The 20,077-nt window shown below is 68.8% G+C and carries 16 protein-coding genes; all 16 read right to left on the bottom strand.

Features of this window, described 5'->3' with window-relative positions; translation table 11 throughout:
- Nucleotides 1–111 precede the first annotated feature (111 nt).
- The 16 genes from dnaE to rpsB all read right to left on the bottom strand — a co-directional run bounded on the left by dnaE (nt 112) and on the right by rpsB (nt 20,073).
- Nucleotides 112–3,699, bottom strand: coding sequence for a DNA polymerase III subunit alpha (gene dnaE / locus Q7W82_RS16380; RefSeq protein ID WP_242159363.1), 3,588 nt, complete (start codon nt 3,697–3,699; stop codon nt 112–114).
- A gap of 158 nt (nt 3,700–3,857) precedes the next feature.
- A complete protein-coding gene (locus tag Q7W82_RS16375; RefSeq protein WP_242159362.1) occupies nt 3,858–4,553 on the bottom strand; it encodes a ribonuclease HII in 696 nt (231 codons plus the stop codon).
- The gene (gene lpxB / locus Q7W82_RS16370) at nt 4,550–5,833 is read right to left on the bottom strand and encodes a lipid-A-disaccharide synthase (RefSeq protein ID WP_242159361.1); all 1,284 of its coding nucleotides are present in this window, start codon (nt 5,831–5,833) and stop codon (nt 4,550–4,552) included. Before lpxB ends, Q7W82_RS16375 begins: the two co-directional genes overlap by 4 nt.
- Nucleotides 5,834–5,856: 23 nt before the next feature.
- Entirely contained in the window at nt 5,857–6,648 is a 792-nt protein-coding gene (lpxA, locus tag Q7W82_RS16365; protein ID WP_010344049.1) for an acyl-ACP--UDP-N-acetylglucosamine O-acyltransferase, read from the bottom strand.
- A gap of 19 nt (nt 6,649–6,667) precedes the next feature.
- Nucleotides 6,668–7,123: a 3-hydroxyacyl-ACP dehydratase FabZ gene (gene fabZ / locus Q7W82_RS16360; RefSeq protein WP_242159360.1), complete on the bottom strand. Its 456-nt coding sequence runs from the start codon at nt 7,121–7,123 to the stop codon at nt 6,668–6,670.
- Entirely contained in the window at nt 7,120–8,142 is a 1,023-nt protein-coding gene (lpxD, locus tag Q7W82_RS16355) for a UDP-3-O-(3-hydroxymyristoyl)glucosamine N-acyltransferase (protein WP_242159359.1), read from the bottom strand. Before lpxD ends, fabZ begins: the two co-directional genes overlap by 4 nt.
- 238 nt (nt 8,143–8,380) lie before the next feature.
- A complete protein-coding gene (gene bamA / locus Q7W82_RS16350) occupies nt 8,381–10,801 on the bottom strand; it encodes an outer membrane protein assembly factor BamA (RefSeq protein WP_242159358.1) in 2,421 nt (806 codons plus the stop codon).
- Nucleotides 10,802–10,881: 80 nt separating this feature from the next.
- A complete protein-coding gene (gene rseP / locus Q7W82_RS16345) occupies nt 10,882–12,240 on the bottom strand; it encodes an RIP metalloprotease RseP (protein ID WP_242159357.1) in 1,359 nt (452 codons plus the stop codon).
- A gap of 26 nt (nt 12,241–12,266) precedes the next feature.
- On the bottom strand, nt 12,267–13,427 hold the full coding sequence (gene dxr / locus Q7W82_RS16340) for a 1-deoxy-D-xylulose-5-phosphate reductoisomerase (protein ID WP_242159491.1): 1,161 nt from the start codon (nt 13,425–13,427) through the stop codon (nt 12,267–12,269).
- A 50-nt stretch (nt 13,428–13,477) separates the two neighbouring features.
- Complete coding sequence (locus tag Q7W82_RS16335; RefSeq protein ID WP_017908843.1) at nt 13,478–14,302, bottom strand: phosphatidate cytidylyltransferase; 825 nt, start codon at nt 14,300–14,302, stop codon at nt 13,478–13,480.
- A complete protein-coding gene (gene uppS / locus Q7W82_RS16330) occupies nt 14,299–15,039 on the bottom strand; it encodes a polyprenyl diphosphate synthase (protein ID WP_160963978.1) in 741 nt (246 codons plus the stop codon). Before uppS ends, Q7W82_RS16335 begins: the two co-directional genes overlap by 4 nt.
- 38 nt (nt 15,040–15,077) lie before the next feature.
- Complete coding sequence (gene frr / locus Q7W82_RS16325) at nt 15,078–15,635, bottom strand: ribosome recycling factor (protein WP_019796890.1); 558 nt, start codon at nt 15,633–15,635, stop codon at nt 15,078–15,080.
- Nucleotides 15,636–15,828: 193 nt separating this feature from the next.
- Nucleotides 15,829–16,551, bottom strand: a complete 723-nt coding sequence (gene pyrH, locus Q7W82_RS16320; RefSeq protein ID WP_160945796.1) for a UMP kinase — start codon at nt 16,549–16,551, stop codon at nt 15,829–15,831.
- A gap of 81 nt (nt 16,552–16,632) precedes the next feature.
- Complete coding sequence (locus Q7W82_RS16315) at nt 16,633–18,126, bottom strand: GGDEF domain-containing protein (RefSeq protein ID WP_242159356.1); 1,494 nt, start codon at nt 18,124–18,126, stop codon at nt 16,633–16,635.
- A gap of 119 nt (nt 18,127–18,245) precedes the next feature.
- The gene (tsf, locus tag Q7W82_RS16310) at nt 18,246–19,124 is read right to left on the bottom strand and encodes a translation elongation factor Ts (protein ID WP_017908840.1); all 879 of its coding nucleotides are present in this window, start codon (nt 19,122–19,124) and stop codon (nt 18,246–18,248) included.
- 151 nt (nt 19,125–19,275) lie between these two features.
- Nucleotides 19,276–20,073 carry a 30S ribosomal protein S2 gene (gene rpsB, locus Q7W82_RS16305; RefSeq protein WP_017908839.1) on the bottom strand — a complete coding sequence of 266 codons (798 nt, stop codon included), beginning with the start codon at nt 20,071–20,073 and terminating at the stop codon, nt 19,276–19,278.
- Between the last annotated feature and the right edge of the window lie 4 nt (nt 20,074–20,077).

The raw sequence follows: 20,077 nt of genomic DNA, 5'->3' as shown, positions 1-20,077 counted from the left end.
AATGGGGAATCGGGAATGGGGAATGGCAAGAGCGGGGCGGCTCCGCGCGATGTTCACGCCATCGAGAGGCCGGCTTCTACGATTCCCGACTCCCGATTCCCCATTCCCGGCTCACGCCCACGGCGGGCTGTACTTGACCTTCACCGCGCGCACCGCCGGGTCGCCGCGCAGGGCGTCCAGCAGCTGCGGGTCCACGCGCACCGAATGGCTGCCGTTGAGGTCGAGCATGCCGGCGATGCCGCCCTGCGCCGACTGCAGCAGCAGGTCCAGGCGCAGTGGCGTCTTGCCCGGACGGTGGCGGGCGAGCAAGCCGTCGATGCGCGGCCAGGCGCTGCGCTGGCGCAGGTCCAGGCGCAGCGACAGGCGCTGCGCGTGGTGCGTGCAGATCTGCTCGTAGTCCCAGCACTGGCGGATGCGCATGGCGTAGCCGCCGTTGAATTCGTCCTCGCGCACGCCGCCCTTGACGATGAGGATGCGGTCGCGGGTCAGCAGGTGGCCGAACTCGGCGATGGCGTCGGAGAACGCGCTGCACTCGATGCGGCCGCGGCCGTCCTCCAGTTGCACGAACACCTGGCTGTCGCCCTTGCGGCGCACGCCGACCACCTGGCCGGCGAGGATCGCGCTGACCTCCGGGCGCCACGCGCGCTTCTCGCCGTCGCCGCCGCCACCGCGGCCGCCGCCGGATTGCGCGCAGATCTTTTCCAGCGCGCTCAGGTCGCAGCCGACCAGTTCGCGCACTTCGTCGCGGTACGGATCGAACGGATGGCCGCTGAGGTAGAAGCCCAGCGTCTCGCGCTCGCCGGCCAGCAACTGGCCCAGCGGCCATTCCTTGCTCTCCGGCAGGTCCAGGCGCAGCGCCGGGGCGCTGGTGTCGGCGCCACCGAACAGCGAGTTCTGCCCGGAGGCGCGCTCGCGCGCCATCTGCTCGGTGGCCTTCATCACCTCCGGCAACTGCAGCATCAGCGTGGCGCGGTTGCTGCCCAGCCCGTCCATCGCGCCGGCGTTGATCATCGCCTCAAGGGTGCGCTTGTTGAGCTTGGCCGACTCCACGCGGGTGCAGAAATCCAGCAGCGAGGCGTATTCGCCGCCGCGCTCGCGCTCGGCCACGATCGCCTCGCAGGCGCCGCGGCCCACGCCCTTGATCGCGCCCAGACCGTACTGGATGGTGTCCGGCGTGGCCGCCTCGAACATGTAGGCCGAGGCGTTGATGCGCGGCGGCAGCACGGTCAGGCCGAGGTTGCGCACCTCGTCGAGGAAGCCGACCACCTTGTCGGTGTTGTCCATGTCCGAGGACAGCGTGGCCGCCATGAACTCGGCCGGGTAGTGGCGTTTCAGCCACGCGGTCTGGTAACTGACCAGGGCGTAGGCGGCGGCGTGCGACTTGTTGAAGCCGTAGCCGGCGAACTTCTCCATCAGGTCGAAGATTTCGTCGGCCTTGGCCTCGCCGACGCCGCCCTTGGCCGCACCCTCGCGGAAGATCTCGCGGTGCTTGGCCATTTCCGCCGGCACCTTCTTGCCCATCGCGCGGCGCAGCAGGTCGGCGCCGCCCAGCGAGTAGCCGCCGACGATCTGCGCCATCTGCATCACCTGCTCCTGGTACACCATGATGCCGTAGGTGTCCTTCAGGATCGCTTCGGTGCGCGGATCGGGATAGACGATCTCTTCCTGGCCGTGCTTGCGCGCGTTGAACGAGGGAATCAGGTCCATCGGGCCGGGGCGGTACAGCGAGACCAGCGCGATGAGATCTTCGAAGCGGTCGGGGCGGGCGTCCTTCAGCAGCCGGCGCATGCCCGAGGATTCGAACTGGAACACCGCGCCGGTATTGCCCGAGGCGAAGATGCCCTTGTAGGTCGGTGCGTCGTCGAGCGGGATCGCGGCGATCTCCACCGGCGGAATGCCGGCGCGCGCGTGGCGCACGTTGATCGCCTTCACCGCCCAATCGATGATGGTCAGGGTGCGCAGGCCGAGGAAGTCGAACTTGACCAGGCCGACCTGTTCGACGTCGTCCTTGTCGAACTGGGTGACCGGGTTCTTGCCGAAGTTGTCGACGTCGTGTTCGGCGAACAGCGGGCAGAAGTCGGACAGCGGCGTCGGCGCGATCACCACGCCGCCGGCGTGCTTGCCGGCGTTGCGGGTCAGGTCCTCGAGCTGCCGCGCCAGGTCCATCAGGTCGCGGACGTCGTCCTCGGCCTGGTAGCGCTGGATCAGCTCCGGCGAGGCCATCTCGCTGTCCTTGCCTTCGCCCATCGCATCCTTCAGCGTGATGCCGAGGATGTTGGGGATCAGCTTGGCGACGCCGTCGACCAGGCCGTACGGGAAGCCGAGCACGCGGCCGCAGTCGCGCACCACCGCCTTGGCGGCCATGGTGCCGTAGGTGATGATCTGGCTGACCCGGTCGCGGCCGTACTTGCGCGCCACGTAGTCGATCACCTCGTCGCGGCGATCCATGCAGAAGTCGATGTCGAAGTCGGGCATCGACACGCGTTCCGGGTTGAGGAAGCGCTCGAACAGCAGGTTGTACGGCAGCGGGTCCAGGTCGGTGATCTGCAACGCCCACGCCACCAGCGAGCCGGCACCGGAGCCGCGGCCCGGGCCGATCGGGATGCCCTGATTCTTGCCCCACTGGATGAAGTCGGCCACGATCAGGAAGTAGCCGGGGAAGCCCATCTTGATGATGGTGTCCAGCTCGAACTCGAGCCGGTCCACGTAGTCCTGGCGGGTCTTGCCGGGCGCCAGCGGGTTCTTTTCCAGGCGTGCGGCCAGGCCGTCGCGCGACTGGCTGCGGATCCAGCTGTCCAGCGTCTCGTCGTCGGGCACCGGGTAGGCGGGCAGGAAGTAGGTGCCCAGCTGCATCTCGATGTTGCAGCGTTGCGCCAGCGCCAGCGTATTGTCGATCGCGTCGGGGATGTCGGCGAACAGCGCGACCATTTCCTCGGCCGACTTCAGGTACTGCTGGTCGCTGTAGTCGCGCGGACGCTTGGGATCGTCGAGCACGCGGCCGGAGGAGATGCACACGCGCGCCTCGTGCGCGGCGAAGTCGCTGGCGTACAGGAAGCGCACGTCGTTGCTGGCGATCACCGGCAGGCCGCGGGTGCCGGCGGCGTGCAGGGCGAACTGGTTGAACGCCTCCTCGCCGTCGCGGCCGGTGCGGGTCAGTTCCAGGTGCAGGCCGTCGCCGAAGATGCGCTGCCAGTCGGCCAGTTGCTGCTCGGCCAGGTCGTGGCGGCCTTCGCTGGCCAGGCGCCCGGCCAGGCTCTCGCGGCCGGCCAGCGCGAACAGGTTGTCGCTGCCGGTCTGCAGCCATTCCGGGCGCAGCGCCACGCCGCCTTCGCTGCGGTGGCCTTCCAGCCAGGCGCGGGTCAGCAGTCGCGACAGGCTGAGGTAGCCGTCGCGGTTGCGGCACAGCACGGTCAGCCGCCACGGCGCCTGGGTGCCGTCGGCGATCAGCAGGTCGGCGCCGGCGATCGGCTTGATGCCCACGCCCTCGGCGGCCTTGTAGAACTTGACCAGCGCGAACAGGTTGTTGAGGTCGGTGACCGCCAGCGCAGGCAGTTCCAGCTCCACTGCGCGGCTGAGCAGGTTGGCCTGCTTGGCTTTCTTCGGGTCAGCCTGATCCGGTTTCTCGGGCACACGGATGGTCGAATCCGCCAGCGAGAACTCGGTGTGGATGTGCAGATGGGCGAAGCGGGAAGTGGACATGCGGAACCAGAGCGATGCCCGGGCAGGGTAGCGGCGGGGGGCGAGCCGGGCAAGGCTTGACAGGTGGGCGCGGGGATTCGGGAGTGGGGATTGGGGATTGGTGGCGGTCTCAGTGGGCGGTGAGGGCGCGTGATTGCCCGCCTATCCCAACTGAACTCCTACGCGAGCTGCAGCGACTCCAGCGAATCCCCAATCTCCACTGCCGAATCCTGGCCCGCCAGGGCCATCCTGACCGGCGCGAAGCTGCGCCGGTGGTGGATGCAGGGGCCGTGCGCGGCCAGTGCCGCCAGGTGCGCCGGGGTGGCGTAGCCCTTGTGCAGGTCGAAGCCGTAGTGCGGGTGCTCGTCGTGCAGGCGCTGCATGATCCGGTCGCGGGTGACCTTGGCGACGATCGAGGCGGCCATGATCGCGCGGTCGCGGGCATCGCCGCCGACCAACGCCTCGGCGGCGCAGGGCAGGCCCTTGGGCACGCGGTTGCCGTCGATGCGGGCGAAGCCGGCGACGTGGGCCACGCCTTCGACCGCGCGGCGCATGCCCAGCATGGTCGCCTGGTAGATGTTCAGGCGGTCGATCTCCTCGGCCTCGATCAGCACCACCTGCCAGGCCAGCGCGCGCTCGACGATGCGCGCGTACAGCGTCTCGCGCCGCGCCGCAGTCAGTTGCTTGGAATCGTCCAGCCCGTTGATGCGGGTGCGCGCCGGATCGAACACCACCGCCGCCACCGCCACCGGCCCGGCCAGCGGACCACGGCCGGCCTCGTCGACGCCGGCGTAAAGCCGGGAATCGGGAGTGGGGAATGGGGAATGGGACAAAAGCGACTGCTGCGGCGACGGCGGGGAAAGGAGGCGCTTCATGCCGTTGCTCCTGACGATTCCCGATTCCCGATTTCCGAATCCCGGCCCTCCAGCAATTCGAGCACCGCATCCGCCGCGCGGGCCGAGGCGTCCTGGCGCAGCAGCAGGTGCAGGCGCTCGTACTCGGGCTGCAGCGCCGCCACCGCCTGCGGGTTGCGCAGCCAGTGTAGCAGGGCGGCGGCCAGCGCATCGGGCGTACAGGCGTCCTGCATCAGTTCCGGCGCCAGATCGTGGCCGGCCAGGATGTTGGGCAGCGCGTAACGATCCACCTTCAGCAAGCCCAGCGCCTTGACGATGCGGTAGGTGAGCGGGGCGACCTTGTAGCCGACCACCATCGGCCGCTTCACCAGCATGGCTTCCAGGGTCGCGGTGCCGGAGGCCAGCAGCACCGCGTCGGCGGCGAGCAGCGCGGTGCGCGCGTTGCCGTCCAGCACCTGGGTGGCGGCAGGCGGCAAGGCCGAGCGCGCGAGTTGCTCGGCGATCAGCGCCTTGCACGCGGCATTGGCGGCCGGCACCAGCACGCGCGCGTTCGGCAGCTGCTGCAGCACCTGCGCGGCGGCGGCGAAGAAGGTGTCGCCGAGCTTGCCGATCTCGCCCAGGCGGCTGCCCGGCAGCACCGCCAGCACCGGCACGTCGGCGGCCACGCCGAGGGCGGCGCGCGCGGCGTCGTGGTCGGCGTGCAGCGCGATCGCGTCGGCCATGGGATGGCCGACGAAGCGCGCATCCACGCCGTGCCTGGCGTAGATCGGCGGCTCCATCGGGAACAGGCACAGCACCCGGTCGGCGCTGGCGCCGATCTTGGCCGCGCGCTGCTCGCGCCAGGCCCACACCGACGGGCTGACGTAATGCACGGTGCGCAGCCCGCGCTGCTTCAGCCAGCGCTCCACGCCAAGATTGAAGTCGGGGGCGTCGATGCCGACGAACACGTCCGGCTGCCAGGCCAGCACCCGCTCGCGCAGCGCGCGGCGCAGCTTGAGCAGGCGCGGCAGGTGCCGCAGCACTTCCAGCAGGCCCATCACCGCCAACTCGCTGGCGTCGAACCAGGTCGCGCAACCGGCCTGGCGCATCGCCTCGCCACCGACCCCGGCGAACTCGGCGTTGGGGTAGCGCGCGCGCAGCGCCTCGATCAGCCCCGCGCCCAGCAGATCGCCGGAGGCCTCGCCGGCGACGAGGGCGATGCGCAGCGGTGCTGCGCCGGGAATGGGGAATGGGGAACGGGGAATGGTTGAAGCAACAGCGGAGCCGGGGCCGGGCGGGCGACCGCTCTTCCCATTCCCCATTCCCGATTCCCCATTCCCGGCCGTCATCGCAACAACGGCCGCTCGCTGGATTCGATGAATTCCAGCATCGCACGCACGTCCTCGCTGCCTTCGGCCAGCACCGCCAACTGGTGCTTGGCCTCGGCCAGCGGCAGGCCGGCCACGTACAGCGCACGGTAGGCGCGCTTGATCGCGGCCACGCGTTCGGGATCGAAGCCGCGGCGCTTCAGGCCTTCGCTGTTGATGCCGCGCGGGCGCCCCAGCGAATTGCCGCCGACCATGGTGAACGGCGGGACGTCGCCGTTGATCAGCGCGCCCATGCCGAGGAAGGCGTGATCGCCGATGCGGCAGAACTGGTGCGCGCCGGCGAAGCCGCTGATGATGACGTGGTCGCCCACTTCCACATGCCCGGCCAGGGTGGTGTTGTTGGAGAACACGCAATGGTTGCCGACGATGCAGTCGTGGGCGACGTGGGTGTAGGCGAGGAACCAGTTGTCGCTGCCGACCCGGGTGATGCCGCCGCCGCTGCCGGTGCCGCGGCTGACGGTGACGAACTCGCGGATCACGTTGCGGTCGCCGATCACCAGTTCGGTGCGTTCGCCGGCGAACTTCTTGTCCTGCGGGTCGCCGCCGAGCGCGACGTGGCCGACCAGGCGGTTGTCGCGGCCCAGCCGGGTCGGGCCGACGATGCTGCAATGCGAGCCGATCTCGCAGCCTTCGCCGATCTCCACCTCGGCGCCGATCACGGTGAAGGCGCCGACGCGCACGTCGGCGGCGAGTGTCGCGCCGGGGTCGATGATCGCGGAGGGGTGAATCAGGGGAGCGTTGGCGCTCATTGCAGGTCTCCTGCCAGGGTCATTCGCGGGTGCCGGCGCACAGCACTTCGGCGCAGGCCACGACCTTGCCGTTGACCTTGGCCTCGCCGTAGTACACCGCCATGTTGCGGATCACCCGCTTGATCTCCACGTGCAGCTCCAGCACGTCGCCGGGCACCACCTGGCTGTTGAAGCGGGCGTTGTCGACCTTGACCATGTAGAACAGCTTGGACTGCGCGTCGCGGCCCATCGCCAACTGGGTCAGGATGCCACCGGCCTGCGCCAGCGCCTCGATGATCAGCACGCCGGGCATGATCGGCTGGCCGGGGAAATGGCCCTGGAAATACGGCTCGTTGATGCTCACGTTCTTGTGCGCAACGATCCGGCGGTTCTCGAAATCCAGCGAGACCACCTTGTCCACCAGCAGGAACGGGTAGCGGTGCGGGAGCAGTGCGCGGATCTGGGCGATGTCCGGCAGGGGCTGATCGTGGCTCATTCCTTCTCCTTGCTGACAGACAGGATGCGACGGGCCAGGGCATCGAGCTGTTTGAAGCGCGCGGCGTTCTTGCGCCACGTGCGGTTGTCGGTCAATGGGGTGCCGGACGAGTACTCGCCCGGCTCGTGGATGGAGTTGCGCACGACCGACTTGCCGGTGACCACGACCTTGTCGCAGATCTCCAGGTGGCCGACCACGCCGACCGCGCCGCCGAGCATCACGTAGCGGCCGATCTTGGCGCTGCCGGCGATGCCGGTGCAGCCGGCGATGGCGCTGTGCGCGCCGATGTGCACGTTGTGCGCGACCTGCACCAGGTTGTCCAGGCGCACGTCTTCTTCGAGGGTGGTGTCTTCCAGCGCACCGCGGTCCACGCAGGTGTTGGCGCCGATCTCGCAATCGTCGCCGATGCTGACGCCGCCCAGTTGCGGCACCTTGATCCAGCGGCCGGCGTCCATCGCCAGGCCGAAGCCATCGGCACCGAGCACCGCGCCGGGATGCACGCGCACGCGCTGGCCCAGGCGCACCCGGGTGACCAGGGTGACGCGGGCGATCAGTTCGCTGCCGGCGCCGACCTGGCAGTCCTCGCCGATCACGCAGCCGGGGCCGATCACGCACCCGTCGCCGACCACGCTGCGCGCGCCGATGCTGACGAAGGCGCCGATGTGCGCGTTGGCCGCGACCTGCGCGCTGGGATCGATGCTGGCGCTGGGATGGATGCCGGGCGGCCGCAGCGGGGCCACGTCGAACAGCGCGGCGATCTTGGCGAAGGCGACATACGGATCGCGCGCGATCAGCGCGGTGCCCGGTGCCGCCTCGGCGTCGTCGGCGCGCAGCACCACGACGGCCGCGGTGCTGTCAGCCAGTTGCGCACGGTAGCGGGGATTGGCCAGGAAGCTGAGCTGCCCCGGGCCGGCCTGCGCCAGCGTGGCCACGCCGCGCACCGCGACGCTGCCGTCGCCATGCACCTGCAGGCCGAAACGCTCGGCGATCTCGTCAGCGGTATAGGTCGAAGTATTCACTGGGAGATTCTACCGTGTGCCACCAGTACGGTCATACGTACGGCCGCGTAGGGCGCGACGGACCCTGCCCAAGCTTAGCTGCGAGCAGATAGCGATCAACGGGCTGGAGTAAAGCCCCCTTTTGTTAAAGGGGGCGCGCCGAAGGCGCGGGGATTAGGCAGGCCAAGCCCCAGCAGGTTTTCGCGCCGCGAAAACCTGGCTGCCAGGGCGCAGCCCTGGCAGCGGGTGGGCAGTTCTTTTAGAACTGCCCGCCAAAGGTGAACTGCAGACGCTCGATCTCGTCGTTGTCTTCCTTCTTCAGCGGAACCGCATAGCTGATCGAGATCGGGCCGACCGGCGCGCGCCACAGCAAGGCGATGCCGGTGGACGCGCGCAACTCGTTGGACTTGAAGTTGTCCACGCCGTTGAACACGTTGCCCACGTCCACGAACGCCGAAATGCGCGCCGACGGGCTGTCGAACAGCTTCGGGAAGTACATTTCCGCCGAGCCCACGGTCTTGAACGAGCCGCCCAGCGGCTGGCCGCGGCGGTACGAGGCGGTGGCTTCGGAGCGCGGGCCGAGGGTGTTGTCCTCGAAGCCGCGGACCGAGTTGGTGCCGCCAGCGTAGAAGTTCTCGTAGAACGGCAGGCCCGAGGCGGTGACGCGGCGGATCAGGTTGGAACCGTCGCAGGCCTGCGGGTTGTAGGTCGTGGTGCCTTGCGCATCGCTCACGTAGGTGCCGCAGATGTCGCGCGACACGTCGCTGCCGTAGCTGTCGCCATAGCCGAATTCGGCACGCGTATTCAGTACCAATGCCGGCGAGATCGGCCAGTACTTGGAGATCTGGTAGTTGAGCTTCCAGTACTCCACGGTCGAACCGGGCAGGGTGGCTTCCAGGCCCACGCGCTGGTACATGCCGCGGGTCGGCATGAAGTAATCGTTGCGGGTGTCGCGCGCCCAGCCCAGTTCGGTGCGCCAGGCGTGGAAGGTCTTGGTCCCCATCGCGTCGATGTAGTTGATGATCGCCTGCGGGGTGAAGCCGGGATAGGTGGTGATCTGGTTGCTGTCCACGCCGAACATCAGCGAGACGCTGTCGGTCTCGGTGATCGGCACGCCGAAGATCACCTGCGCCGCGCCGTTGGTGCTGTTGTACTGCGCGGTGCCGAAGTCGGAGTAGTCCAGCTTGCGCCACGACAGGTTGTAGCCCAGCGACACGCCGTCGTCGGTGAAGAACGGGTTGGTGTAGGAGAACGCGTAGCGCTCCTGGTAGCTGCTGCGCGAAGCGTCGACCGCGACGCGGTTGCCGCCGCCGAGGAAGTTGTTCTGCGACAGCTGCACCGAGGTGGTGACGCCGTAGGTCTGCGAGTAGCCCAGGCCGAAGGTGAAGCTGCCCGAGGTGGTCTCCTTGACGTTGTAGACCACGTCGACCTTGTCGTTGCTGCCCGGCACCGGTGGCGTTTCCACGTCCACCGTCTCGAAGTAGCCCAGGCGCTGCAGGCGGATCTTGGAGCGGTCGATCGCCGCCTGCGAGTACCAGGTGTCCTCGAACTGGCGCATTTCGCGGCGCAGCACTTCGTCGGAGGTGCGGGTGTTGCCGCGGAACACGATGCGCCGCACCGACACGCGCGGGCCCGGCGTGACCTGCAGGTTCACCGCCACCGTGCGCTTCTCGCGGTCGGTGGTCGGGATCGGGGTGACCTTGGCGAAGGCGTAGCCGATGTTGCTCAGGGTGTTGGTGATGGCGTCGGAGCTGTATTCCAGCAGTGCGCGCGAGAAGGTGTCGCCCGGCTTGGGGATCACCAGCTTCTCGATCTCTTCCTGCGGCAGGATGGTGTCGCCGGTGACCTTGATGTCGGAGATCTTGTACTGCTCGCCTTCGGTGATGCCGGCGGTCAGGTACATGTCGCGCTTGTCGGGGCTGATCGCCACCTGGGTGGAATCGACGCTGAAGTCGACGTAGCCGCGGTCCAGGTACCAGGAGTTGAGCTTCTCCAGGTCGCCGGACAGCTTTTCCTTGGAGTACTGGTCGTCGCGACGGTACCAGGACAGCCAGTTGTGCTCGCGCGACTCCCAGTTTTCCAGGATGTCCTTGTTGAGGAACTTCTCGGTGCCGATCAGGTTGACGTGGCGGATCTTGGCCGCCTTGCCTTCCTTGATCGCGATGGCCACGTCGACGCGGTTGCGGTCCAGCGGACTCACCGTCGGGGTGATCTCGACGTTGTACTTGCCGCGGTTGTTGTACTGGCGGGTCAGCTCCTGGGTCACCCGGTCCAGGCTCAGCCGGTCGAAGGTGCCGCCTTCGCTGAGGCCGATGTCGGACAGGCCCTTGAGCAGTTCCTCGCTCTTGATGTCCTTGTTGCCGGTGACGGTCAGCTTGTTGATCGCCGGGCGCTCCTTGACCGTGACCACCAGGATGTTGCCCTGGCGATCGACGCGCACGTCCTCGAAGAAGCCGGTGCGGTACAGCGCACGGATCGCCTCGGCGACCTTGGCCTCGTCCACGGTGTCGCCGCGCTCTACCGGCAGGTAGGTGAACACGGTGCCGGACGAAATGCGTTGCAGCCCGTCGACGCGGATGTCGCTGGCGGTGAAGGGCTCCGCTACCTGGGCCAGGGCCGGCAGGCTGAGGCTGGCGGCGAGGGCGAGGGCAAGCAGGCGGCGAGTGGGAAATCTCGTCATGTCACGTCCGGTAGAGGTCGATATCGTTGTTGCATGGGCGCCGGCGCAAGACGACAGCGGGTCGAGTGAATCGGCGCGGGTCATCGCAGTGCCTGGCCGAAGAGGTCGTTGTAGAACGCCAACCCCATCAGCCCTGCCAGCAACGTCAGGCCCACGAATTGTCCCGCCGCCATGGCGCGCTCGCTCAGCGGGCTGCCCTTGACCAACTCGATAAGGTAATACAGCAAGTGCCCGCCGTCCAAGATCGGGATCGGCAGCAGGTTCATGATCGCCAGGCTCAGCGACAGCAGGGCCAGGAAATTCAGGAACCAGTCCGGGCCTTGCTTGGCCGAGACATTGGCGACCTTGGCGATGGTGATCGGGCCGGAGACGTTCTTCAGCGAGGCCTCGCCGGTCAGCATGCGGCGCAGAATGCCGAGAGTGTCGCCGGCCATCCGGCCGGTCTCGCGGAAGGCGACCGGGATCGCCGCCAGCGGGCCGTAGCGCAGGGTGGCATCGTAGGCGGGGCGGCGCTGCTCGCCGATGCCGACGCCCAGCTTCCAGGTCGGCGCGCCGGCGCCGGCGGCCTGCTTGAGATGGACCTCCAAGGCCAGCCGCTCGCCGTTGCGCTCGACCTCGATCAGGCCGTTGCCGCCGTCGCGGCCCAGGGCCTGCACCCGCGGCGCCACCTGGTCGGCGCTGGTGATCGGGCTGCCATCCACCGCCAGCACGCGGTCGCCGGGGCGCAGCACGCCGTCGGCGGCCGAGCCGGGGGTGACGTTGGCGATCACCGCCGGCTTCAGGGTGAAGCGCCAGGTCAGGCCGGCCAGGGCCGGCACCTGCTGCTCGTCGAAGCCGACCGGCAGTTGCGACAGGCGCAGGGTGTGGGTGCGGCTGGTACCGTCCTGCGCGTCCTCGGTCAGCACCGGCACGTCTTCGCGATCCATGGCGGCCACGGTCAGCTGCATGGCGGCCTCGCTCCAGGTGGCGACGTCGCGGTCGCCGACGCGGACGATGCGCTCGCCGGGCTGGAACCCGGCCTGCTGCGCCAGGCCTTCGGCGCGGCCGACGATGGGCGCGTAGTCCTGCTTGCCGATCACGAACATCGCCCAGAGGAACGCCACGCACAGGATCAGGTTGGCGATGGGGCCGGCGGCGACGATGGCGATGCGCTGCCACACGCTCTTGTTGTTGAAGGCTTGCGCACGTTCGGCCGGGGCCACCTCGCCCTCGCGCTCGTCGAGCATCTTCACGTAGCCGCCGAGCGGGATCGCGGCGATCGCGAACTCGGTGCCGTGGCGGTCGTAGCGCGACCACAGCGGCTTGCCGAAGCCCACCGAGAAGCGCAGGACCTTGACCCCGCAGCGGCGCGCAACCCAGAAATGGCCGAACTCGTGGAAGGTCACCAGGATGCCCAGGCTGACCAGCATCCACCAGATGGAGCCGACGACATTACCCATGCGCGTGGCTCATGGCGGCGTGGGAATCAAGCATGGGCGAAGTGGCGGGCAATGGCGAGTTCGGTGATCTTGCGCGAGTGCGCATCCGCCGCCAGCAATGCGTCCAGGGAATCGGCCGCGACCGCAGGCAGCTCGGTCAGGGCGTTCTCGACCAGCGCAGGAATCGATAGGAAACCGATCCGGCCCTGAAGAAAGGCTGAAACGGCCACTTCGTTGGCCGCATTCAGGATCGCAGGAGCGCTGCCGCCGGCCTGCATCGCGCGCCAGGCCAGGGCCAGGCAGGGGAAAGCGCCCAGGTCCGGCGCCTCGAAGTCCAGCCGGCCCTGCGCCAGCAGGTCCAGCCCGGCGACCCCGGAAGCGATGCGCTCCGGCCAGCCCAGGCCCACCGCCAGGGTGGTGCGCATGTCCGGCAGGCCCATCTGCGCCAGGGTCGAACCGTCGATGAACTCGACCAGCGAGTGCACCAGGCTCTGCGGGTGCACCAGCACCTCGATGCGCTCGGGTGCCAGCGCGAACAGGTGGTGGGCCTCGATGACTTCCAGGCCCTTGTTCATCAACGTCGCCGAGTCGACGGAGATCTTCGGCCCCATCGACCACTTCGGGTGCGCCACGGCCTGCGCCGGGGTCACCGCCTGCAGGCGCGCGCGGTCCCAGCCGCGGAACGGGCCGCCGGAGGCGGTCAGCAGCACCCGCCGCACCTCGGCGCCGGTCTGGCGCGAGCGCAGGCACTGGAAGATGGCGTTGTGTTCGCTGTCGATCGGGATGATCTCGGCGCCGGCCGCGGCGGCCGCGGCGGTGACCAGCTCGCCGGCCAGCACCAGCGCCTCCTTGTTGGCCAGCAGCAGGCGCTTGCCGGCACGCGCGGCGGCCAGGGTCGAGGCCAGGCCGGCGGCGCCGACGATCGCGGCGACCACGCTGTCGCAGGCGTCGCTGGCCACCAGTTGGTCCAGGGCGACGTCGCCGGCATGCGCCTGGGTCGACAGCCCGGCCGCGCGCAGGCCGTCACGCAAGGCCGGGTAGAGGGCCGGATCGGCGATCACCGCATGCGCGGGGCGGTGCGTGGCGCACAGCGCCAGCAGTGCGTCGACATTGCGCCCGGCCGCCAGCACGCTGGCGCGCAGGCGCTGCGGATGGCGCGCGATCACATCCAGCGCCGAGGCGCCGATCGAGCCGGTGGCGCCGAGCACGGCGATGGTGCGGACCGCCGGGTCCTTGCTGTGTCGCGTGTTCACTGGCCTCAGAACCCGAAGATGTCCTTGCCCAGCGCGAAGATCGGCAGCGCCGCCAGCACGCCGTCGATCCGGTCCAGCACGCCGCCGTGGCCGGGGATCACGTTGCCCGAGTCCTTGGCGCCGACGTGGCGCTTGAGCAGGCTCTCGAACAGGTCGCCGACCACCGAGGCCAGCACGCTGACCGCGGCCACGATCAGCAGCCCGGGCAGGTGCGGCAGGGTCACCCCGGCCAGCCAGCCGAAGCCGGCGGCCACGATCAGGCCGGCCAGCAGCCCGCCGACCAGGCCTTCCACGGTCTTGTTGGGGCTGATCCGCGGCGCCAGCTTGTGCTTGCCGAACTGGCGGCCGGCGAAATAGGCGCCGGAATCGGCGGCCCACACCGTGGCCAGGGCGGTCAGCAGCCAGCGGTGGCCGTTGGGCTCGCTGGCGTGGATCAGGCCCAGCGCGGCCCAGGCGGGCACGATCGCCAGGGTGCCGGCCGCCAGCTTGAACACCCGCGCGTAGGTGGCGTGGTCGGAGCCGAAGCGGTAGAAGCCCAGCCACAGCAAGGCCACGCACCACCAGCCGGCGCCGATCAGGGTGGTCAGCTGGAACAGCACCAGCGAGCCGGCCGAGGCCCACACCAGCAGCACCATCAGCAGCAGGTTGAGCATCAGCAGGATGGTGCGCGGCAGGGTGTCGTCGACCTCGGCCAGCTTCAGCCATTCCCACAGGCCGATCAGGAAGATCAAGGCGGCCAGCGCGACCAGCCACTGGGTCGGCAGCAGCAGGATGGCGCAGATGGCCAGCGGGGCCATGATCAGCGCGGCGATGACGCGGGTACGGGTCATGCGGAAACGTTCTCCGTCGCCGCTTCGGCGACCTGCGCGCTGGTGAGGCCGAAACGCCGCTCGCGGCGGGCGTAGTCGTCCAGGGCTTGTTGCAGCACCTCGGGGCCGAACTCGGGCCAGAGGGTCTCGGTGAACCACAGTTCGGTGTAGGCCAGCTGCCACAGCAGGAAGTTGCTGATGCGCAGGTCGCCGCCGGTGCGGATGAACAGGTCCGGCGGCGGCAGGTCGGCCAGCGCCATGCGCGCCGACAGCGCGTCCTCGTCGATCTGCTCCGGGCGCAGGCGCCCGGCAGCGACGTCCTCGGCCAGCGCGCGCGCGGCCAGGGCGATGTCCTGGCGGCCGCCGTAGCTGGCGGCGATCGACAGGTGCAGGGCCTGGTTGTCGCGGGTGCGCGCCTCGGCCTGGGCCATGCGCTCGCACAGCGACGGCGCAAAGCGCGAGCGGTCGCCGATGAAGCGCACGCGCACGCCGCGCCGCTGCAGTTCCTCGACCTCGCGGTCGAGCGCGTGCAGGAACAGCTTCATCAGCGCGTCCACTTCCTCCTGCGGGCGTCCCCAGTTCTCGCTGGAGAACGCGAACAGGGTCAGCGCGGCGATGCCACGCTCCAGGCAGAAGTCGATGGTGCGGTTGACCGCGCGGGCGCCGGCACGGTGGCCGATCACGCGCGGCCGACGGCGGCGCTGCGCCCAGCGGCCGTTGCCATCCATGATGATGGCCAGGTGGCGGGGCAGGGACATGGGGACGGGGTCGGAAGGCATGGCCGGCAGGCGCAGGCTCAGACCGCCATCAGTTCCTGTTCCTTGCCCTTGACCACTTCGTCCACGTCCTTGATCGCCTTGTCGGTCAGCTTCTGGATGTCGTCCTCGCTGGCGCGGGCCTCGTCCTCGGTGACCTTCTTGTCCTTCAGCAGGTCCTTGACCTGCTGGTTGGCGTCGCGGCGGATGTTGCGGATCGCGACCTTGGTGTCCTCGCCTTCGCCATGCACGACCTTGGACAGCTCGCGGCGGCGCTCCTCGGTCAGCGCCGGCAGGTTGAGGCGGATGGTGGTGCCGGCGGTGTTCGGGGTCAGGCCCAGGTCCGAGGCCAGGATCGCCTTCTCGACCGCGCCGACCATCTGCTTTTCCCACGGGGTGATGGTCAGCGAGCGGGCATCGGCGACGGCCACGCTGGCGACCTGGCTCAGCGGCATGTCAGAGCCGTAGTAGTTGACCTTCAGGTGCTCGACCAGGGCGGTCGACGCGCGCCCGGTCCGCACCTTGATGAGCGCATGACGCAGCGCGTCGATGCTCTTGGCCATGCGGGTCTGTGCGTCTTGCTTGATTTCGTTGAGCATCGCCGGTGTCCGTGCTGAATCTGAATCGGACGATTATAGCCTGCTGGGAGTGGGGAATCGGGAATGGGGAATGGCAAGGCGGATTCCGGCTCGCCTAAACAACGCCAATGTTGCGAGAATCGGGGCCAGCGCCAATGTTGCAGCGCGCAACGCTGTGGCGATTCCCCAATCCCGATTCCCCATTCCCGGCGTTTCAGCCCCGACCCTTCACCAACGTCCCGATCTCGGCGCCGCGCAGGATCTTCAGCAGTTCGCCGGGCTGGCCCATGTTGAAGATGCGCAGCGGCAGGTCGCTGTCGCGGGCCAGGGCGAAGGCGGCGGTGTCCATCACCTCGAGGTTGCGGGCGATGACCTCGTCGTAGGTCAGGCTGTCGAAGCGCACCGCGTCGGGGTGCTTCTTCGGGTCCTTGTCGTACACGCCGTCGACCTTGGTCGCCTTCAGCAGCAGGTCGGCGCCGATCTCGATCGCGCGCAGCGCCGCGCCGGAGTCGGTGGTGAAGAAGGGGTTGCCGGTGCCGGCGGCGAAGATCGCGATGCGGCCCTTTTCCAGATGGCGGATCGCGCGGCGGCGGATGAAGTCCTCGCACACGTCGTTGATCTTGATCGCGCTCATCACCCGCACCTTGGCGCCGAGCTTCTCCAGCGCGTCCTGCATCGCCAGCGCGTTGATGACGGTGGCGAGCATGCCCATGTGGTCGCCGGTGACCCGGTCCATGCCGCCGGCGGCCAGGCCGGCGCCGCGGAAGATGTTGCCGCCGCCGATCACCAGCGCCACTTCCGCGCCGGCCTGCTGGGCCTCGATCACCTCATGGGCGAGGCGGTTGATGATCTTGGGGTCGATGCCGTAGTCCCCATCCCCCATCAGCGCTTCGCCGGAAAGTTTCAACAGGATGCGGCGATAGGCGAGCTGGGACATGGCGACCTCGTTGGGGGATGACGGGCAAACCACACGATTTTAGCCGATGCGCGCCAGCGCGTCTGCGGCGCCGGGCAGGCTTCAGCGTTGCGCTTCGCCGCACGAACGCGCGGTGACGCGGTTGCGGCCGCCGTGCTTGGCGCTGTACAGCATGTCGTCGGCCGCCTGCAGCAGTTCCTGCGCGCTGTTGAAGCGCTCGCGGCCGCCCTGGGTGGCCACGCCCGCGGAGAAGCTGATGTGCAGCGGGCCCTGCCTGGTCTGGGCCATCTGCCGCTGCGCGATCTCGGACAGGATGCGCCGCATCACCCCGAGCGCGGCTTCCTCGCCGGTGTTGGGCAACAGCACCAGGAATTCCTCGCCGCCGAAGCGCGCCACGATGTCGCTGCTGCGCAGCAGCGGCTGCAGGGTCTGGGCGAACGCGCGCAGCACCTGGTCGCCGACCAGGTGGCCGTGGGCGTCGTTGATCTTCTTGAAGTCGTCCAGGTCGATGAAGGCCACCGACAGCGGCCAGTCGTGACGGTTGGCCAGTTCGAACTGCTGCTGCAGCAGGGTGTCCAGCTGGTGCCGGTTGAACACGCCGGTGAGGGCGTCGCGGCTGGCCTGCTCGGCCAGGCGCCGGGCGTGCTGCTCGTATTCGTCGGCGCGCTGGCGCACGCGATTGGCCTCCTGCACGTCGCGCAGGTTGCGCAGCACCATCAGCTCGCGGGCGTGGCTGATGATCGCGTCGACCCGCTCCGGCTGCGCGATGCGCACGTCGAAGATCGGGCTGACCGACGGCAGCGCCTCGGCGATATGGCCGATCACTTCGTCGAAGCGGCGGCTGTCCAGTTGCAGGTCGCGATAGGCGCGCTGCATGGCGTGGCTGCGTGCGGCTTCGGTGTCCTCGTTGAGCCAGATGTCGGCGATCGACCCGGACAGGCGCACGCAGATGTCGAAGGGTTCGCTCGCCTCGGCGTCGCCGCCGTTGCCGATGCTGCGCTGCAGGTAGCCGGGCAGCTTCCATTTCTTCGCCAGCCAGGCGCCGACCTCGGCGCGGTCGGCGCCCAGGTGCTCGCGCTCCAGGGCGCTCAGCCGCTGCGGATCGCCTTCGGCCTCCTGCAGCAGTGCCGCGTACCGGTCGTGGCAGACGTGCAGCAGGGCCAGCGCGCCCATGTCCTGCAGCAGGCCGGCCAGCATCAGTTCCTCGTGCTTGCGCAGGCCGGCGGCCTGGCCGAGCAGGCGGCTGGCCAGGGCGGCCAGCACGCTGCGCCGCCACAGCCGTTCCTGCGGCGCGCTGGCGTCGCCACGCAGGCTCTGCACCATCGAAAAGCCCAGCGCCAGGCTCAGCGCGGCGTTCAGGCCGAGCATGGTCAGCGCCTGGCCGAGGTTGTCGATGCGCCGGCGGCTGGCGTACAGCGGGGAATTGGCGATGCGCAGCATCCGCGCGCTCAGCGCCATGTCCATGGCGATGGCGTCGGCGGTGGCAGCCAGATCCACGTCCGCGTCCTGCGCCAGCTCGATGATGCGCAAGGCAATGCCGGGAGGCGAGGGCAGGTCGCGGGAGTGGCTCAGGATCGCTTCGAGTTCAGGATGCATGCACTTCCGATACGGCATGGAATAAGAGATGGGGCAGCGGCCTGTCCCAGCCCGCGCAGCGTACACCCGCAAAAAAAAAGCCGCGACAGTGCGCGGCTCTTTTCTTCCCGGACGCGGGATCAGGCCAGGCCGGCCTGCTTCATCACTTCGGCGGCGTAGTCTTCCACCACCTTCTCGATGCCTTCGCCCACCGCCAGGCGCTGGAAGCCGACCACGTCGGCGCCGGCGGCCTTCACCGCCTGCTCCACGGTCTGGTCGGTGTTCAACACGTAGGGCTGGCCGTACAGGGTGACCTCGTTGACGATCTTGGCGATCTTGCCGCTGATGATCTTTTCCAGGATGTCGGCCGGCTTGGCCTTGTCCTTCTCGGACATCTTGGCCAGCTCGATTTCCTTTTCCTTGGCCACGAACTCGGCCGGGACGTCGGACGCCTTGACGTGCGGCGGGTTCATCGCCGCGATGTGCATGGCGATGCCGCGGGCCAGGTCGGCGTCGCCGCCCTTGACCTCGACCAGCACGCCGATGCGGCCGCCGTGCACGTAGGCGGCGACGTTGTTGGCGCTGTCGATGCGCACCAGGCGGCGCACCTGCACGTTCTCGCCGACCTTGGCGATGACCGCGGCGCGGGCTTCCTCGACGGTCTCGCCGCTGGGCAGCTTGGCGCTCTTCAGCGCTTCGACGTCGGCGGCGCCGGAGGCAAGGGCGGCCTGGACCACGGCATCGGTGAAGGCCAGGAAGTTGTTGTCCTTGGCGACGAAGTCGGTCTCGGAGTTGATTTCGACCAGGACCGCCTTGCCGCCGTCCTGGGCCATCGCGATGCGGCCTTCGGCGGCGACGCGGTCGGCCTTCTTGTCGGCCTTGGCCAGGCCCGACTTGCGCAGCCACTCGGCGGCGTTGTCGATGTTGCCGGCGTTCTCGGTGAGTGCCTTCTTGCACTCCATCATGCCGGCGCCGGTGCGCTCGCGCAGTTCCTTGACCAGGGAAGCAGTGATTTCCACGGGATGTCCTCACGAAAGGTGGGAAAAGGCCGGCTTGCGGCCGGCCGGTAGATCTGGGAAGCGGGCGCCGCAGGCGGCGCTCGCGAAGCCGGGCGCGCCGAACGCGCCGGGCAGCGGCTGCGCATGATCGCGCAGCCGCATGGCGCGCCGGTTACTCGGCGGCGGGAGCGGTTTCTTCGGCCTTCTTGCCGTTCTTGCGCGGGCCGCGGCCCTTGTCGTCGCCGCCCTCGGCGAACTCTTCCTCGCGCACGCTGGCGGCGTTCGGCGCAGCGGCCTTGCCTTCCAGCACGGCGTCGGCGGCGGCACGGGCGTACAGCTGCACGGCGCGGATGGCGTCGTCGTTGCCCGGGATGGCGTAGTCCACTAGGTCCGGGTTGTAGTTGGTGTCGACCACCGCGATCACCGGGATGCCGAGCTTCTTGGCTTCCTTGATGGCGATGTCTTCATGGCCGATGTCGATGACGAACAGGGCGTCGGGCAGGCGGTTCATTTCCTTGATGCCGCCCAGCGAGGCTTCCAGCTTGTCGCGCTCGCGGCGCAGGGTCAGCACTTCGTGCTTGACCAGCTTATCGAAGGTGCCGTCGGTTTCGGCCGCTTCCAGCTCCTTCAGGCGCGCCACCGACTGCTTGACGGTGCGGAAGTTGGTCAGCGTGCCGCCCAGCCAGCGCTGGGTCATGAACGGCTGGCCGCAACGCTCGGCTTCTTCCTTCACCGCGTCGCGGGCGCTGCGCTTGGTGCCCAGGAACAGGATGGTGCCGCGCTTCTGCGCGACGCTGGAGATGAAGTTCATCGCGTCGTTGAACAGCGGAACCGTCTTCTCGAGGTTGATGATGTGGATCTTGCCGCGCGCGCCGAAGATGTACGGCGCCATCTTGGGGTTCCAGTAGCGGGTCTGGTGGCCGAAGTGGACGCCGGCTTCCAGCATCTGACGCATGGTGACCTGGGGCATTGCA

It is taken from the genome of Xanthomonas indica (assembly GCF_040529045.1).
GTDB lineage: Bacteria > Pseudomonadota > Gammaproteobacteria > Xanthomonadales > Xanthomonadaceae > Xanthomonas_A > Xanthomonas_A indica.
This window is presented reverse-complemented; position numbering and strand designations above follow the sequence as displayed.

Coding starts and splice junctions, on each gene's coding strand:
- dnaE (WP_242159363.1), bottom strand. CDS start 3,699: ATGTCCACTTCCCGCTTCGCCCATCTGCACATCCACACCGAGTTCTCG.
- Q7W82_RS16375 (WP_242159362.1), bottom strand. CDS start 4,553: ATGAAGCGCCTCCTTTCCCCGCCGTCGCCGCAGCAGTCGCTTTTGTCC.
- lpxB (WP_242159361.1), bottom strand. CDS start 5,833: ATGGGGAATGGGAAGAGCGGTCGCCCGCCCGGCCCCGGCTCCGCTGTT.
- lpxA (WP_010344049.1), bottom strand. CDS start 6,648: ATGAGCGCCAACGCTCCCCTGATTCACCCCTCCGCGATCATCGACCCC.
- fabZ (WP_242159360.1), bottom strand. CDS start 7,123: ATGAGCCACGATCAGCCCCTGCCGGACATCGCCCAGATCCGCGCACTG.
- bamA (WP_242159358.1), bottom strand. CDS start 10,801: ATGACGAGATTTCCCACTCGCCGCCTGCTTGCCCTCGCCCTCGCCGCC.
- rseP (WP_242159357.1), bottom strand. CDS start 12,240: ATGGGTAATGTCGTCGGCTCCATCTGGTGGATGCTGGTCAGCCTGGGC.
- Q7W82_RS16335 (WP_017908843.1), bottom strand. CDS start 14,302: ATGACCCGTACCCGCGTCATCGCCGCGCTGATCATGGCCCCGCTGGCC.
- uppS (WP_160963978.1), bottom strand. CDS start 15,039: ATGTCCCTGCCCCGCCACCTGGCCATCATCATGGATGGCAACGGCCGC.
- frr (WP_019796890.1), bottom strand. CDS start 15,635: ATGCTCAACGAAATCAAGCAAGACGCACAGACCCGCATGGCCAAGAGC.
- pyrH (WP_160945796.1), bottom strand. CDS start 16,551: ATGTCCCAGCTCGCCTATCGCCGCATCCTGTTGAAACTTTCCGGCGAA.
- Q7W82_RS16315 (WP_242159356.1), bottom strand. CDS start 18,126: ATGCATCCTGAACTCGAAGCGATCCTGAGCCACTCCCGCGACCTGCCC.
- rpsB (WP_017908839.1), bottom strand. CDS start 20,073: ATGCCCCAGGTCACCATGCGTCAGATGCTGGAAGCCGGCGTCCACTTC.